Source organism: Luteimonas salinisoli (genome assembly GCF_013425525.1).
GTDB lineage: Bacteria > Pseudomonadota > Gammaproteobacteria > Xanthomonadales > Xanthomonadaceae > Luteimonas > Luteimonas salinisoli.
In genome coordinates, this window is record NZ_JACCKA010000055.1 from 1 (window position 1) to 13836 (window position 13836).

At 68.7% G+C, this 13836-nt stretch carries 13 protein-coding genes; 3 read left to right on the forward strand and 10 right to left on the reverse strand.

Translation table 11 applies throughout. The features are described from left to right. Positions 1-30: 30 nt before the first annotated feature. The 6 genes from H0E84_RS08665 to H0E84_RS08690 form a co-directional block, all read right to left on the reverse strand. Entirely contained in the window at positions 31-1245 is a 1215-nt protein-coding gene (locus tag H0E84_RS08665) for an IS4 family transposase (RefSeq protein WP_180678155.1), read from the reverse strand. A 139-nt stretch (positions 1246-1384) separates the two neighbouring features. Further along, positions 1385-3886, reverse strand: coding sequence for a diguanylate cyclase (locus H0E84_RS08670; protein ID WP_219339652.1), 2502 nt, complete (start codon positions 3884-3886; stop codon positions 1385-1387). A gap of 41 nt (positions 3887-3927) precedes the next feature. Continuing rightward, positions 3928-4146 carry a hypothetical protein gene (locus tag H0E84_RS08675; RefSeq protein WP_180678252.1) on the reverse strand — a complete coding sequence of 73 codons (219 nt, stop codon included), beginning with the start codon at positions 4144-4146 and terminating at the stop codon, positions 3928-3930. Between the two features lie 169 nt (positions 4147-4315). After that, a complete protein-coding gene (locus H0E84_RS08680) occupies positions 4316-5359 on the reverse strand; it encodes a S66 peptidase family protein (RefSeq protein WP_180678253.1) in 1044 nt (347 codons plus the stop codon). 227 nt (positions 5360-5586) lie between these two features. Beyond that, positions 5587-6285 (reverse strand): hypothetical protein, encoded by a 699-nt coding sequence (locus tag H0E84_RS08685; RefSeq protein WP_180678254.1) that lies wholly within the window; start codon positions 6283-6285, stop codon positions 5587-5589. Further along, complete coding sequence (locus H0E84_RS08690; protein ID WP_180678255.1) at positions 6285-7169, reverse strand: hypothetical protein; 885 nt, start codon at positions 7167-7169, stop codon at positions 6285-6287. Before H0E84_RS08690 ends, H0E84_RS08685 begins: the two co-directional genes overlap by 1 nt. Positions 7170-7542: 373 nt before the next feature. Here H0E84_RS08690 and H0E84_RS08695 point away from each other — a divergent pair, with 373 nt between their 5' ends. Beyond that, complete coding sequence (locus tag H0E84_RS08695) at positions 7543-8022, forward strand: VOC family protein (RefSeq protein ID WP_180678256.1); 480 nt, start codon at positions 7543-7545, stop codon at positions 8020-8022. A gap of 9 nt (positions 8023-8031) precedes the next feature. Here H0E84_RS08695 and H0E84_RS08700 read toward each other — a convergent pair whose 3' ends face one another. Both H0E84_RS08700 and H0E84_RS08705 read right to left on the reverse strand, forming a co-directional pair. Continuing rightward, complete coding sequence (locus tag H0E84_RS08700) at positions 8032-8199, reverse strand: hypothetical protein (protein ID WP_180678257.1); 168 nt, start codon at positions 8197-8199, stop codon at positions 8032-8034. 116 nt (positions 8200-8315) lie between these two features. Further along, positions 8316-8861: a putative glycolipid-binding domain-containing protein gene (locus tag H0E84_RS08705; RefSeq protein WP_180678258.1), complete on the reverse strand. Its 546-nt coding sequence runs from the start codon at positions 8859-8861 to the stop codon at positions 8316-8318. Between the two features lie 481 nt (positions 8862-9342). Here H0E84_RS08705 and H0E84_RS08710 point away from each other — a divergent pair, with 481 nt between their 5' ends. Then, entirely contained in the window at positions 9343-9879 is a 537-nt protein-coding gene (locus H0E84_RS08710; RefSeq protein WP_180678259.1) for a GFA family protein, read from the forward strand. Positions 9880-9977: 98 nt separating this feature from the next. Here H0E84_RS08710 and H0E84_RS08715 read toward each other — a convergent pair whose 3' ends face one another. Continuing rightward, a complete protein-coding gene (locus tag H0E84_RS08715; protein WP_180678260.1) occupies positions 9978-10964 on the reverse strand; it encodes an aldo/keto reductase in 987 nt (328 codons plus the stop codon). A 197-nt stretch (positions 10965-11161) separates the two neighbouring features. After that, positions 11162-12007 carry a helix-turn-helix transcriptional regulator gene (locus H0E84_RS08720; protein WP_180678332.1) on the reverse strand — a complete coding sequence of 282 codons (846 nt, stop codon included), beginning with the start codon at positions 12005-12007 and terminating at the stop codon, positions 11162-11164. A 103-nt stretch (positions 12008-12110) separates the two neighbouring features. Between H0E84_RS08720 and H0E84_RS08725 the strand changes: the two genes are divergently transcribed. Next, a complete protein-coding gene (locus H0E84_RS08725) occupies positions 12111-13712 on the forward strand; it encodes an MFS transporter (protein ID WP_180678261.1) in 1602 nt (533 codons plus the stop codon). Positions 13713-13836 lie beyond the last annotated feature (124 nt).

Here is a 13836-nt window from a genome sequence, read left to right on the forward strand (position 1 = left end):
TGAACCTGACCCTGAGGTTTCCCCGCGTTTTCATGCCCCCAGCACCATCTGGTCGATCACCGCAGGGGGTAGTGATCGTAAGCGATCCAGCCATTGGGAGACGGGCTCCATCGGCCAGCCTCGGACCAAGGCCTCCCGCCCTACGCGCAAGGTCGAGTACAGCTTGCGCTTGGTGCGGATCGGCAATAGCCATTGGGCGATGCCGGTCTTCTCGCATCCCACGCCTGCCAACCAGCTGGCGAAGGCCGCCAACGTGCCGACCAGTAGGAGGATCTGCAGACGGGCGTCACTGCGCGTCAGGCTATCTTCGAAGCCTTGTCCGTACCGGTGCGACTTCAGGTCGCGGAAGGAGCATTCGATCTGCATTCTGCGCGCGTACAGGCTCACCAACTGCCGGGCGCTGGCCTCGGCCAGACTGGGCGAGGCGATGATCAGCCAAGGCTCGCGCTCGCGCGCCGCAGCCTTGCGACTGGACGAGCTGCGTGCCACTTCCGTGCGACGCCGCCGATTGCAGTGCTTGCGGCCTTGCCGCGCCTTGGCGTACACGACCAGACGGCAGGACAGGGGATCGCCGCGATTGGTCTGCATCACCGGCAGCTCCCGCGGCGTTCGAGTGGCCAGCACATGCAGCTGTCGGCAGTCCACCCATTGCTCGATACGATTTTCGACCTCTACTGGCTTGACCTGCGTGCGGCCGCGCAAGCGGCCCACCCAGTCCCAACCTAGCGCCGAGACGGCGCGGAACCAGGGCGTGCGGAAGCCCGCATCGGTGATCAGGACCGGGCGAGCGCCTTCCGGCACCAGTGCACGCAGCCGTTGCAGGAATCGCTTCTCCGCAGCGGGCGAGCCTTGCTTCTTGCCAGGGAACACCATGTCCAGCAGCGTCAGTGTTCGCCCTCCCACCGGCACCGCTGCACGCAACAGGCACCACGACTTGTCGGCCTTCAAATCCGTCCAGTCGATCACGATCACCGGCCGAGGGCTGCGTAGTAGCCAGCGCGCCATATCCGCATGGATCCCTTCGCGTTCGGCGTGCAGGTGCGGGTTGCCCAGCAGCCTGTCGAACGCCTTGAGCGGCGGCCGGACACGCTCGGCACCGGGCCAGGAGCGGGCCACGTCCATCAGCGTCAACCTGCGTCCTTGAAGCACGGCTTCCACGGCGTTTAGCAGAGCATGCTCACGCAGCGCGTGCATCGGCTCCAGTGATTCCGGCAGGCACTTCTGCAATACTCGGCTGGCGCGCATGGTCGTCAGTCCTTCTTTGGCTTAGTCACCTTGAAGACTGCGCCATGCGCGCACTTGTTTCCAGTCAGAGCGCCGCTAAGCGGCTGACCTGACAGAGAAGAACGTGGGGAAACCTCAGAACCTGACCCCATTTTTCGGGTCAGATGCTGCCGTCGGTTCGAACACCCCGGGAAATCTCGGAGCCCGCCCCCGTTCCGGGCGGGATCACGAGCGTGGTGTATTCCTCGTAGTGCGCCGTCGGCAGGTCGCGCAACGGCAGCCGCTCGGCGCGCGGGGTTTCGATCGGGAGCCTTGCCGCCTCGTAGAGGATCACCTCGTGGTCCGGCGGATACCAGCGCAGCAGCCTGTCGACCAGCGCCTGCAGCCCGTCGCGCTCGGCATGGAACCGGGTGCACGTGAGGTCGCCGGCCAGGGCCACCTGCCACAGCAGCACCAGGCCGGCGGTATCCGGCCGGCGGTCCTGGACCAGGAACTGGGTCGCCTCCAGCGACTGCACGCCATGCCGCCCCGGGTCGATGCCGAGGTCGGCGTACAGGCAGGCCTCGGCGGAAATTCCAGGCTCCATGCGCGCCGCGATGCCTTCCTGCCGCGCCTTGCGCACCACCCGATGCGGCACATCTGCGAACACCCCCGGGTGGCCGTAGAACACCGCGCACACCCGCTTGCCGGCACGCACCTCGGCCATGATCGCCGCGTCGATCTCGCGGTAGGTCTGGCGCCGGTCCTTGCCGTCGGCGTAGTGCACGCCGAGGTTGATCGCGTCGGGGCGGAAGCTGCTGATCATCGCCAGCGCGAACGGATCGGCCAGGCAGAACACCACCTGGGCCTCGCGGATCTCCGACAGCGCGCGCTCGCTGACGTGGCGGCCGAACTCGATGCCGCTGCCGACCACCACCAGGCCCGCGGTCGGCACCGGCGCAGCGTCGGCATCGTCGTTCGCGCAGACCACGCGGTCGCGCCCTTCGTGCTTGGCGCGGTACAAGGCCTGGTCGGCCTCGTGGATCAGCTGTTCCAGCGTGGCGGCCTGGCCGTCGGCCTGGCACACGCCCGAGCTGATGCTGAAGCTGAAGGTGTGGCCGAACACGGTGATCGGCCCGATCCGGCCGCGCAGGCGCTGCAGCAGCGCCTCGGCCTCGGCCGCGTCGGTCTCGAGCAGGATGGTGAACTCGTCGCCGCCGCTGCGCCCGGCGATGCCGCGCCCGTCGACGATTTCGCCGATCCAGGCGCCGAGCGAGCGCAGCGCCTCGTCGCCGGCGGCGTGGCCATGGCGGTCGTTGACCTGCTTGAACAGGTCGATGTCGGCGACGATCGCGGTGAATGGCTGCCCGGTCTGGCGGGCGCGCGCGAACGCCGTCTCGCCGAGCTTGCGCACCTGCTGGTAGTTGTACAGGCGGGTCAGGCTGTCGTGCTGGGACTGCCAGCGGTAGCGGCGCCGCTCGCGGAACGACCGGCGCAGCAGCGCCGCCAGCAGGATCGCGGTCACCAGCAGCCCGAACATGCCCATCCCGAGCAGCAGTTGCCGGCGTTTCGTCGCGGTGACCTGCAGCGCGGCCAGCTCCTTTTCGGCCTCCAGCAGGGCGATCCGCTGTTCCTTCAGCTGGGTGTCGAACTCGACCTGCAGATAGGCCAGGCGGCGCTCGCGCGCGATGCGCTCGGCCGCTTCGGAGGCAGCCATGGCCTCCTTGTAGTGGGCGAGCGCGGTAGCGAGGTCGCCGCGCCGTTCCGCCAGCCGAGCGAGCAGGCGCTCGGTCTCGGCAATGGCGAGGTCGGACTCCTGTTCGCGGTAGTACCGCAGGGTCTCGGACAGCATCGTTTGGGCTTCGTCGAGTTCGCGGTTCGACTCGATCAGGCTTTCGGCGATCACCAGCCTGGCGCTCCACGCGCCGACCGCGAAGCCGGCGGCCTCGGCCTCGGCGAGCGCCTGGCGGGCCCAGTCCAGCGCCTCGGCATGACGCCCCTGGCTGGCCGCCATCTTGCCCACGCCGTACTTACCGTTGGCGGCGAAGACCAGGTCGCCGGCGCGGGTACAGGCCTCGATCTGGCGATGCCGCCAGCGCTCCGCCTCCTGGAAGTTGCGCGCGTGGTCTTCGGCCAGCGCCACGTCGCTCAAGGCCAGGCACAGGGCCCTGGGATCGTTTGCGGATTCCACCAGATCGAGCGCCCGCAGCGCCAGGTCCCGCGCCCTGCCGGTTTCACCGACGAGCGTATGCAGGTAGCTGGCGACACCGAGCAGCCTGGCCGATTCGGCGGGTGCCTCGGGCAGGTACGACAGGCCCTCGCCGAGCCAGGTGAAGGCCAGCGGCCAGTCCTCGGCGTTGGCGGCGACATTGATGGCCGTGGCGTACACGCGCACGCGCAGCGCCGCCGGCAGGTCCTGTTGCAGCAGCCCGGTCAGGCCCTCCAGCGCTGCCGACTGGCTGCCGGCGAGCGCGAGGGTGCGCAGGCGGACGAACTCGATGCGGTGGCGCTGCTCCGGCGCGAGCGAATCCAGCCGCGGCGCCAGGGCCGCGATCCTCGCATCGGACTCCCGCCAGTGCGCAGTGAACGCCAGGCGCTCGATCTCCCGCACCTCCGCTTCCAGCGCGTCGGACGCCGATGCCGGCCCGCCGGCGAATGCCAGCAACAGCACTGCGATCGGCATCCACCGGAGCATGGGCTGGCGCCTAGCGTCGGGAAGGTAGGCTATTCGTCGTAGGCCCGGACGACATGATTGGTGGCGAACTTCCCGTCCGTCAGCCCGGTGAGCCGCTTGATCGCCGGATAGTCCTTGCCCAGCATCGCCTTGCGCTCTTCGTCCGACAGCCCGGCACGCCGCACCACCGCCTCCGGGTCCTTCTCGTACTCCGCGGCCAGCGCGGCATCGCTGCCGAGCTTCCTCATCAGATCCAGCAGATTCGACATGCTTCCCCCTGGGCCAACCCCCGCGCGGACATTAGCATAGGAATGTCCGACTCCGCCGCCTCGGCCCGGTCCGAACGGAGGAGGATCCGCCGCCGTCGCGCGGCGACCCTTTTTGCAGGTCAGGGCACCCGGATCCGCGACGTGGACCCGCCCTGCCCCGCTTTGCGGATCAGTCCTGGAACACCGGCTCCAGCAGGCGGAAGCTGCCGGCATCGGCATCCATCTCCACCCTGCCGCCCACAGGCACGATGAACTGCTGCCGGATGTGGCCGATCATGGCGCCCCGGTAGGCGGGGATGCCCAGCGGCCTGATGTGGTCGTCGAGGATCTGCTCCAGCGTCAGCGAGCCGTAGCCATCGCCGGGGTCGCAATCGGTGCACTCGCCGAAGATGAAGCCGGCGATGCCGTCCAGCGCCCCCATCAGCTTCAAGGTGCTGAACATGCGGTCGACGCGGTACGGCGCCTCGGACACATCCTCCAGGAACAGGATCTTGCCGCTGAAGTCCGGCATGTACGGCGAACCGGCCAGCGCCGTGAGCACCGCCAGGTTGCCGCCCACCAGTTCGCCCCGCGCCTTGCCGCCGGTGATGGCGACCGTGCGGTTGCGGCGCTGCACCAGCTCGTCCCCGGCATCGGCCACGTTGCGGTACTGCATCAGCTCGCGGTCGAAGAACAGGCGCCTGAACTGCTCGGCATTGAAGCGGTTCCAGCTGCCCGAGCCGTTGGGCCCGTGGAAGGTGACCAGGCCGGTCCGCGCCTGGATGGCGCTGTGCAGGGCGGTGACGTCGGAATAGCCCAGCAGCACCTTGGGATTGGCGCGGATCGCGTCGTAGTCGAGCAGCGGCAACAGGCGTGCGGCGCCGGAGCCGCCGCGAACGCAGACGACCGCCTTGACCTGGCTGTCGGCGAACATGGCATTGATGTCGCCGGCGCGCGCTGCATCGGTACCCGCCAGGTGGCCGCGTCGCGCCGCGTAGTGCGCGCCGGTCCGGACCTCGAATCCCAGCGCTTCCATCACTTCCCCGGCGAGCTGCAGAACGAACGTGTCGTCGACCGCCGACGACGGGCTGACCAGCGCGACGGTGTCGCCCCTGTCGAGCGGCACCGGCAGCAGTCGTGCGCGCGGGGCCGCCATCGCGCCGCGCCCGCCGGCGAACGGCAGCAGCAGGGCGGCCAGCGCAGCGCTTGCGAGGAATTGTCGCCTGTCCACCATGTCGTCGCCTGCCGGTTGGGATGCGTGCGCCAGAGTAGCGACCGGCGCTGGACCCGACAATCCGCGGGACCCGAAACCGGATCGAACCTGCGCTGCGGGTGCCGGCGAGCATCGGCGATGGAGCCCGGAAAGCCGGCCCCGCCATCCTTCGCGCAATGAGCCGCCACTCCCAGTCGTACGCAGACTACTTCCTCGATCCCGGCGACTCCGGACCGATTGCCCCCGCCCTAGCGCAGCCTGTCTTCGAAGCGCGCTTCGGCCGGGTTCCACTCGAACACCGCACCGGGGCAATGAGCGGTCTGCGCCATCCGGAGCTGCGTGCGGCCGCGCTCCAGGACCACCTGCACCGTATCCATCCCGCGGTTGCAGCCGGGTTGCGGCAATTCCAGCGTTTGCAAGCGCTGGCCGTCGGACTTTTGCATCACTTCGATGGCGCCGACCGCCGCGGCGCTCCCGCCCATGGGCACCTGAAAGTAGAACCGTTCGCTCGATGCCGCCTGCAGCAGCGGATGGGCCCCGTCCGGCCAGGCTTCGTCGTAGTCGAGATAGGCCACCAGCTCCAGCTCGAGGGGCAGCGACCTGCCGCTGCGATAGTCGGTCCAGGTGCCGGTGAGCCGCGGCGTCGAGCGATGGAAACTCGCCACATCGAAGCGCAGCCGCGCGATCGGCAGTCCGGCAGCGTCCAGCTCGTCCATGCCCAGGTCGCGGGTCTGGTGCAGGAACGCCGGCTTCAATCGGATCGGCGTGCGATAGCGATCGTAGGAATAGATCGCCCGCTGCACCGCATTGCGGCTTTCGATCACGACAGTGATCCCGCTGTTGCCGATGCGGCCGGTGTAGATCGCATGCGAGGCCAGCGACGGCAGCGACGCGCACGACAGCACCAGACCGGCAAGCCACGCGTTCCATCTGCGGGAATGCCCCATCAGAAGCGCTCCTCGCTCTGGCTCAGCAGTTCGAGCCGGGCGGGCGTAGCGAAACGGTAGTGCCGCCACTGGATGGTGCCGGCGCGGTAGTCGATGCCGTCCTGCGGCCGCAGGCTCACCCTGCCTCCGGCCCCGAACTCCAGCGCACCCTGCGCCGCAAGCGCTTCGAGCTGCGGCTCGCGGGCATAGCCGCCGGCGTCCTGCCGGTAGATGTAGTAGTGCCGGTGGTCGGCGGTGCGCGAGGGGTCGCCGGGCCGCATCGGCATCACCGAGAAGTCGAGGATGCCGTCGTCGTTGAAGTCGTCCAGCTGCAGGGTATCGGTGCCGGTGAAGAGCAGGTCCAGTCGATCCAGTACCTGCACCGGCTCGCCGCTCGCGCGATCGAAGACGGTGATGGCGTCCACCCGGCCGGCATGCTCGCCCCGCGCCTTGCGCGCATGCACCCGGAAGTGGAAGCGCTCGTCGGCCCGTCCCTGCAGCAGGTCGCCGGCGTAGGCATCGGCCTGGTCGCTGGAGAAACGCGTCACCCGCTCCAGCCGGACTTCCTGCTGCTCGCGGCTGCGCAGATCGATCGAGCGGCCACGCAGGGTCTTCGCGCCTGGCGCGAACGGATGCAGGGCGATCACCGCCGTGGGCAACAGGGGATCGCCCAGCACGTTGATCAGCAGGCTTTGGTCCTCCGCGTACGGCGTCTTTTCCAATGGCAGCGGCATGCGCTGCGCTTCGGTGAACAGGTAGCCGCCCATGCCGTCGAGCTGCCAGTCGTGGACCAGCAGCAGCTCCACCGATGCGTCGCCGACCGTGCCGTGATACGTCGTGATCGGCCGCGCCTGGGCGAAGACCGGGGCCGACAGCGACAGCATCGCGGATGCGAGCGCCAGCATGCCTACGGCGCAGCGCCGGCGGATTGCGACACCAGACCTCTTCGACAAATCCATTCCCCCGCAGGTCAACTGCACAAGGTTAGCGGAGATCAGCTCGGCCGGGTTCGCTTTCCCTGTCTCGGTTCGGCTCCGCCCGTCTGGCGGCGACCGGCGCATTGAGGGCATCGAAATCCACGAATGCGGCATTCCCGAACGGCAAGACGGTCGAATATGGTGGCGTGGGCCGGATGAGGAGGATTCGGCTCCGGGGCGACCGAGCCGGTCCTTCTGCAAGCGCAGCCCCCCTACTGGGCCAGACGCGCCAGTGAAAGCCGGCTCTGACCCGCACGTTTCGGCCCCGTGTCTCGATCAACCCCAACTCGGGAGAACGAAGATGACCAGCAAGAACACGATCTGCCTGTGGTACGACGGCACCGCACTCGATGCCGCGACCTTCTATGCCGAGACCTTCCCGGACAGCGCGGTACATGCCGTCCACCACGCGCCGGGCGACTTCCCTTCGGGCAGGCAGGGCGACGTGCTGACGGTGGAGTTCACCGTGCTGGGCACGCCTTGCCTCGGCCTCAACGGCGGGCCGACGTTCAAGCACAGCGAAGCGTTCTCGTTCCAGGTAGCGACCGACGACCAGGCCGAGACGGACCGCCTGTGGAACGCGATCGTCGGCAACGGCGGCCAGGAAAGCGCCTGCGGCTGGTGCAAGGACAAGTGGGGTCTGTCGTGGCAGATCACGCCGCGCGCGCTGACGGAGGCGATCAACGACCCCGACCGGGCGGCGGCCAAGCGCGCGTTCGACGCCATGATGGAGATGCGCAAGATCGACATCGCCAAGATCGAAGCGGCGCGGCGAGGATAAAACGCGGGGTCAGGCAGACTTGCGTTCCAGTCCCAGCCCATGCTCCACGGCTTCTTCCGGCACGTCGTCGTCCTTGTCCGGGTCGCCGCGCTCCAGGCGGATGATGCGCCAGAGCCGATCGGAAAGACGGATGGCGATGGACAGCCCCCCACCGCCGTTGCAGACGCGCGCGGCCATTCCGCGCGGCGCGGGGCGCCCGTCCGCCGTGCGGGCACGCCGCACCGCAACGCGAAGCCGCTCTTCAACAAGGGCTGGCTCGATACGCAGGCAGCAAACGAACGATCGTCGATCGTCTATTCGAGCGTCTCGAACAGGCCTTCGTAAGCGAGGATGAGACCCTCGTCGTCGACATCCAGGTTGGCCTCGAAGCCCTTGGCGATGCCCAGGTCGGTGTATTTCCAGCGGTTCCCGCCGAGAGCCGTGTAGCGTTGCCGGGATGGCGACAGCTGGAGCGAGGGCAGGTCCACGTAGAGCGTGGTCAACTCCCCAGTTCCCCGAAGCCGGCGCAAGGCCAGAGTGTTGCAGAACGGCGTCGCCGACAGGTCGATTTCCTCGCATTCCGCGAGATCCGGGCGTCGCCGCCCGTTCACCTGCCAACTCCCGTCGCAGCGCTCGATCCGCAGGGTCTCTGCCGATGGGCCGGAGAGGCGCAACTCCAGGCGACGGGTGCGCCAATCGCGGTCGAGTCGCCAGAGATAGGACATGCCGAAGGCCTCGGCGCCTGCGTGCACCACCGTGGAGCAGGCCAGGATGCCGTCGGGTTCGAGCCGGACGTGCAGGACCTCCAGGCCCGGCTCGTCCAGTCGGCGCCACTTGCGGGTTTGGAATCGCGCTGACATGGTGATACCTCCTTGCTTCCGAGTACGGATTGCGGGCCCGCACTTTTCTTCGCGGTCCGAGTGGCGCCGCACCATCCGTCGCCATCTTCGCCTCTCCGGGACGGAGCAGCGTGCGCAAGCCGACCGGGGCCGACGCGGTGCCGGGGACGGCTACGCAGGCAGAGCCTCCCATGTCCGTTGTCGCGATCGAGAGTGCGATCGCATGACGACGCGAACGACGCTATCACGTGCTGAAACCGCGGACGTCCCCGACCGGGCCCGGAACGTTCGTTCGGGTGAAGGCAAGCTTCCCGTCGCGTGCATCGGCGCGCCCGCCTTCGCCGACGACTCCGCCCGGCCCGGCCCGCCCGGGCGCCCGACCGCCTGCGCCCGTCTTCCCGATGTCGAAGCGCGCTTCTCCGGATCGTCGTAGCGGGAGGCATGCGATCGCGAACGCCTGCGCGAGCATCCTCTTCAGTCCAATCCTGCCCAGGAGCCCCGAATGCCCCCGAAGATCCAACTCCATTGCGCCTGCGGACAGGTCCGCCTCGAAGCGACGGGCGACCCCATCACCTCCACCGAATGCCATTGCGCCAGCTGCCGCGCGTCGGCGATCCGGCTGCAGGCGGTCCCCAACGGGCCGCACCTGCAGGAACCCAATGGCGGGACGCGCTTCGTGCTGTACCGCAAGGACCGGATCGACTTCCTCGGCGGCTGGGAACTGCTCGAGTCCTTCCGCCTGTCGGCGGATGCGAAGACCCGCCGCGTGATCGCCAGCTGCTGCAATACGCCGGTCTTCCTGGAATTCGAGAACGGGCACTGGCTCAGCCTGTACGGCGGCCTTTGGACGCCGGAAACCCTGCCCAGGCTCGAACTGCGGACGATGACGAGCGACCTGCCCGACCCTTCCGTGCTCCCCGACGACGTCCCGAACATGCGGCGCCAGTCCGGCCGATTCTTCGTCAAGCTGCTCGGTGCCTGGATCGCGATGGGCTTCCGCGCGCCCCGGCTCGCCATCACCGGGGAGTTCCGCGCCTAGCCCGCCGACGAATCGAGCCGGTCAAGATCAGTGGGCCGTCCTTCGGTCTGGGCCCGAGCCGCGTCCCGCGTTTTGCATCCGCGGCAACCCTCCGCGCGTCACCAGCGCTGGTGGACGTAGGGCCGGATGTCCTGGTCGTAGATCCGCGCGACCGCCTCCATCGTCGCCGCCGGCAGGGCGGGCAGCTCCGCCGCGGCGAGGTTGCCCAGCGCCTGCTGCCGGTTGCGCGCGCCCGGGATGACCACGCTCACCGCTTCGTCCATCAGGATCCAGCGCAGCGCCAACTGCGCCATCGTCGCCCCTTCGGGCACCAGCGGTCGCAGCTTCTCCACCGCCGCCAGACCGACCTCGTACGGCACGCCGGCGAAGGTCTCCCCGACGTCGAACGCCTCGCCGTGGCGGTTGAAGCGGCGGTGATCGTCGGCTTCGAAACGCGTGTCCGCGCCGAACTTCCCGCTGAGCAGCCCGCTAGCCAGCGGTACGCGGACGATCAACGCCACGCCGCGGCGCCTGGCCTCGCGGAAGAGCAGTTCCGCCGGGCGCAGGCGGAACATGTTGTAGATGATCTGCACGCTGGCCACGCCGGGGTACTCGATCGCCTTCAGCGCCTCCTCCACGCGCTCCACGCTCACGCCGTAGTGGCGCAGCTTGCCGCATCCGGCCAGTCGCTCCATCCGCTCGAATACTTCCGGACGGTAGTAGGCCTCGGTCGGTGGACAGTGCAGCTGCACCAGGTCGAGGCAATCGGTATCGAGATTGCGCAGGCTTCGGTCGATCCAGCCCTCCAGGTTCTCCGCGCTGTAGCCCTCGACGGTCTGCGCCGGCAGGCGGCGGCCTGCCTTGGTGGCGACGAACGGGCGCGCGCCGCCGCGTTCGTTCAGCACGCGCGCGATCAGGCGCTCGGAATGCCCGTCGCCGTAGACGTCCGCGGTGTCGATGAAATCGAGGCCGGCCTCGAGCGCCGCGTGCAGCGCGGCGACGGATGCGCGGTCGTCCACCTTGCCCCAGGCCGCACCGATGGCCCAGGCCCCGAATCCGATTTCGCCGAGATTGCGGCCGGTACGGCCGAAGGGTCTGGAACGCATGCAAGGCTCCTCGCGTTGCGGTTGCGGCCCCGGACGAGGCGGCTCGTTTCCAGTCGATTGTCCGTCATTTCGGGCCGCCAACCACCCGATCCTGCCCGCCAGCCCTGCAGCGGAAGCGATGCGTCATGGAAAATGGGGAAATGGGGTCGTGGGAAAATGGGGTCGGGTTCATTCGTCGCGGGGAAATGGGGTCGGGTTCATTCGTCGCGCTGCGGCCGCAGTCGCCGAGATCGACGGACAAATGAACCTGACCCCATCTTCTCGAGGTATGCCACCATCCTCAGATGCCGGTGCTCATCGACCAGCAGCATGGCGTGATCGTATGTCCCGTGGTTCGAATCGGCATCGACGATGGTGCCGATCCCGTATCCGTAGGCCTCCAGGCTGGGCTGTTCCCACCAGCGGCGGAAGTCGGGCGACAATTTTCTGAGCGCTTCGACCAGCTCCAGCATCGCTGGATGCTCCGGGGCGCCCGCCAGGTCGCAGCGGAACTGGGCGAGCAGGCGGGCGGCGTCCTGGCGCCAGTCGGGAAGACGCCTGCGAAACGCGGGGTCGGCGAACAACAGGCTCATCATGTTCCGCTCGCCGGGTTGCCGGGCGGCGAAACCGAACAGGGTATCGGCGGCCGCGTTCCAGGCAACGACGTCCCAGCGCAGGTTCATCACGTACGCGGGCCTGGCCATCTCGTCCATCAGCGTCTGCACCAGCGCCGGAATCGCCTGCTCCCGATAGGCCTCGACCGGCGGCGGGCGGCGATGCGCGAGGAGGAACAGATGGCAGCATTCGGCGTCGTCGAGCCTGAGCGCACTGGCGACGCCGAGCAGGAAACTCTCCGAGACATCGATGTCGCGACCCTGCTCGAACCAGGTGTACCAGGTCAGCCCCACGCCGGCGAGCATCGCCACCTCTTCGCGCCGCAGCCCCGGCGTGCGCCGGCGTCCGGTACTGGGCAGGCCGACGTCTGCCGGCGTCAGCCTGTTCCGCTGTCGCACCAGGAAAGCGGCGAGATCGCTCCGGGTTCTGGCGAGATTGTGTCCGGTCATGGGCTGCGGGGCGGACCAATAGTAATAGGATAAACGCCTATATTGTAACCTGATAAATTCTTGCCAAGAATGCCTGCCCACCAGATGCGAAACAGGAGGCGGCATGGATTCCCACGCGGGACAGCAGGCGATTCCACGTGCGGCCACGCAATGGGCGGGACCCAGGGAATGGGCAGGTCTCGCGGTATTGGCCCTACCCACCTTGTTGCTCGGCCTCGACGTCACCATTCTCTATCTGGCGCTGCCCGCACTGGCGGCGGACCTGCAGCCCAGCAGCACTCAGGCGCTGTGGATCATGGACGCCTACGGCTTCCTGATCGCCGGCCTGCTCATCACGATGGGCACGCTGGGCGACCGCATCGGCCGCCGGCGGCTGTTGATGATCGGTGCCGCGGCTTTCGGCGTCACCTCGGTCATCGCGGCCTACGCCACCAGTGCGGCCATGCTGATCGCCGCGCGTGCAGTGCTCGGCGTTGCCGGCGCCACGCTGATGCCGTCGACCCTGGCCCTGATCAGCAACATGTTCGGCGACGTGCGCCAGCGTGCCCTGGCCATCGGCATCTGGGCCACCATGTTCGCCCTGGGCATGGCGGCGGGTCCGGTGGTGGGTGGCCTGTTGCTGGAGCGCTTCTGGTGGGGCTCGGCTTTCCTGGTCGCCGTCCCCGTGGTGGCCGTTCTGCTGATCGCGGCCCCGGTACTGCTGCCGGAACACCGCGCGCCTCGCAGCGGCCGGCTGGACCTGGTCAGCGTCCTGCTCTCGCTGGCGGCGGTGTTGCCGGCCATCTACGGGGTAAAGGAGATCGCCCGGGCGGGGCTCGAGCCGGTCGCTGCACTGGCCATGTTGGCGGGAGGTGTGGTGGCGGTGGCATTCGTGCGTCGCCAGCGGCGGCTGGCGGATCCCCTGCTCGATATGCGCCTGTTCGCATCCCGCACGTTCAGTGCCGCTCTGGTCGTACTGCTGGTCGGGCTGATCGGCGTGTCCGGCGTGATGCTGCTGGTCACCCAGTACCTGCAGCTGGTGGCAGGGCTCACCCCGCTGGCGGCAGGGCTGTGGATGGGACTGCCGGCGCTGGCGATGGTACTGGCGGGCATCGGCGCGCCGCTACTCGCGCGCCGCATCCGGCCAGGCCACGTCGTGGGTGCTGCCCTGGCGCTGTCGACGTGGGGCTACTGGCTCCTGGCAGGCGTTGGGGTGGATTCCGACGGAGTGGCCATGGCGATAGCAGGGTTCTCGCTCGTCTATCTTGGTCTGGGCACCATTGCCGCGCTGGGCACGGACCTGGTGGTGGGCGCCGCGCCGGCGGAGAGGGCCGGGTCGGCCTCGGCCATGTCGGAGATGGTCCAGGAACTGGGCGTCGCTCTGGGCGTGGCCCTGCTGGGAAGCCTGGCCACCTTCGTGTATCGCACGCGGATGAGCGAGACCATGGCCGACGGCCCCGGAGCCGATCTTTCCGGTGCCGTCGAAGACAGCCTCTGGGCCGCCGTGCTGGTGGGCGAACGCCTTCCCGATGGCGTGCTCCAGCAAGCCCAGCAGGCCTTCACGGCCGGGCTGAACGTCGCCGCCGCCGTGGCCGGCATCGTCGCCCTGGCGCTGGCGCTGATCTCCATCGTCAGCCTGCGGCATGTCGGGGCGACGGGCGCGGAGATCGCACCGCCGTCGAAGAACGCGTCGCGTTCACCCGCCGGCGCGCGCCACGCGCCTTGAGCGAGGGCTCGGGAAACCCGTACGAAGTGGAGCGCCCGTATCGCCGCCTCGCCATCCGCGCCGAATGCACGGCGGTCTCGACCCTGTGGCCCCACCCGGCACCACCGCATGGACCCGAGTCGAC

Coding starts and splice junctions, on each gene's coding strand:
- H0E84_RS08720 (WP_180678332.1), bottom strand. CDS start 12,007: ATGACCGGACACAATCTCGCCAGAACCCGGAGCGATCTCGCCGCTTTC.
- H0E84_RS08695 (WP_180678256.1), top strand. CDS start 7,543: ATGACCAGCAAGAACACGATCTGCCTGTGGTACGACGGCACCGCACTC.
- H0E84_RS08710 (WP_180678259.1), top strand. CDS start 9,343: ATGCCCCCGAAGATCCAACTCCATTGCGCCTGCGGACAGGTCCGCCTC.
- H0E84_RS08690 (WP_180678255.1), bottom strand. CDS start 7,169: ATGCTGGCGCTCGCATCCGCGATGCTGTCGCTGTCGGCCCCGGTCTTC.
- H0E84_RS08675 (WP_180678252.1), bottom strand. CDS start 4,146: ATGTCGAATCTGCTGGATCTGATGAGGAAGCTCGGCAGCGATGCCGCG.
- H0E84_RS08715 (WP_180678260.1), bottom strand. CDS start 10,964: ATGCGTTCCAGACCCTTCGGCCGTACCGGCCGCAATCTCGGCGAAATC.
- H0E84_RS08705 (WP_180678258.1), bottom strand. CDS start 8,861: ATGTCAGCGCGATTCCAAACCCGCAAGTGGCGCCGACTGGACGAGCCG.
- H0E84_RS08700 (WP_180678257.1), bottom strand. CDS start 8,199: ATGGCCGCGCGCGTCTGCAACGGCGGTGGGGGGCTGTCCATCGCCATC.
- H0E84_RS08665 (WP_180678155.1), bottom strand. CDS start 1,245: ATGCGCGCCAGCCGAGTATTGCAGAAGTGCCTGCCGGAATCACTGGAG.
- H0E84_RS08670 (WP_219339652.1), bottom strand. CDS start 3,886: ATGCCGATCGCAGTGCTGTTGCTGGCATTCGCCGGCGGGCCGGCATCG.
- H0E84_RS08725 (WP_180678261.1), top strand. CDS start 12,111: ATGGATTCCCACGCGGGACAGCAGGCGATTCCACGTGCGGCCACGCAA.
- H0E84_RS08685 (WP_180678254.1), bottom strand. CDS start 6,285: ATGGGGCATTCCCGCAGATGGAACGCGTGGCTTGCCGGTCTGGTGCTG.
- H0E84_RS08680 (WP_180678253.1), bottom strand. CDS start 5,359: ATGGTGGACAGGCGACAATTCCTCGCAAGCGCTGCGCTGGCCGCCCTG.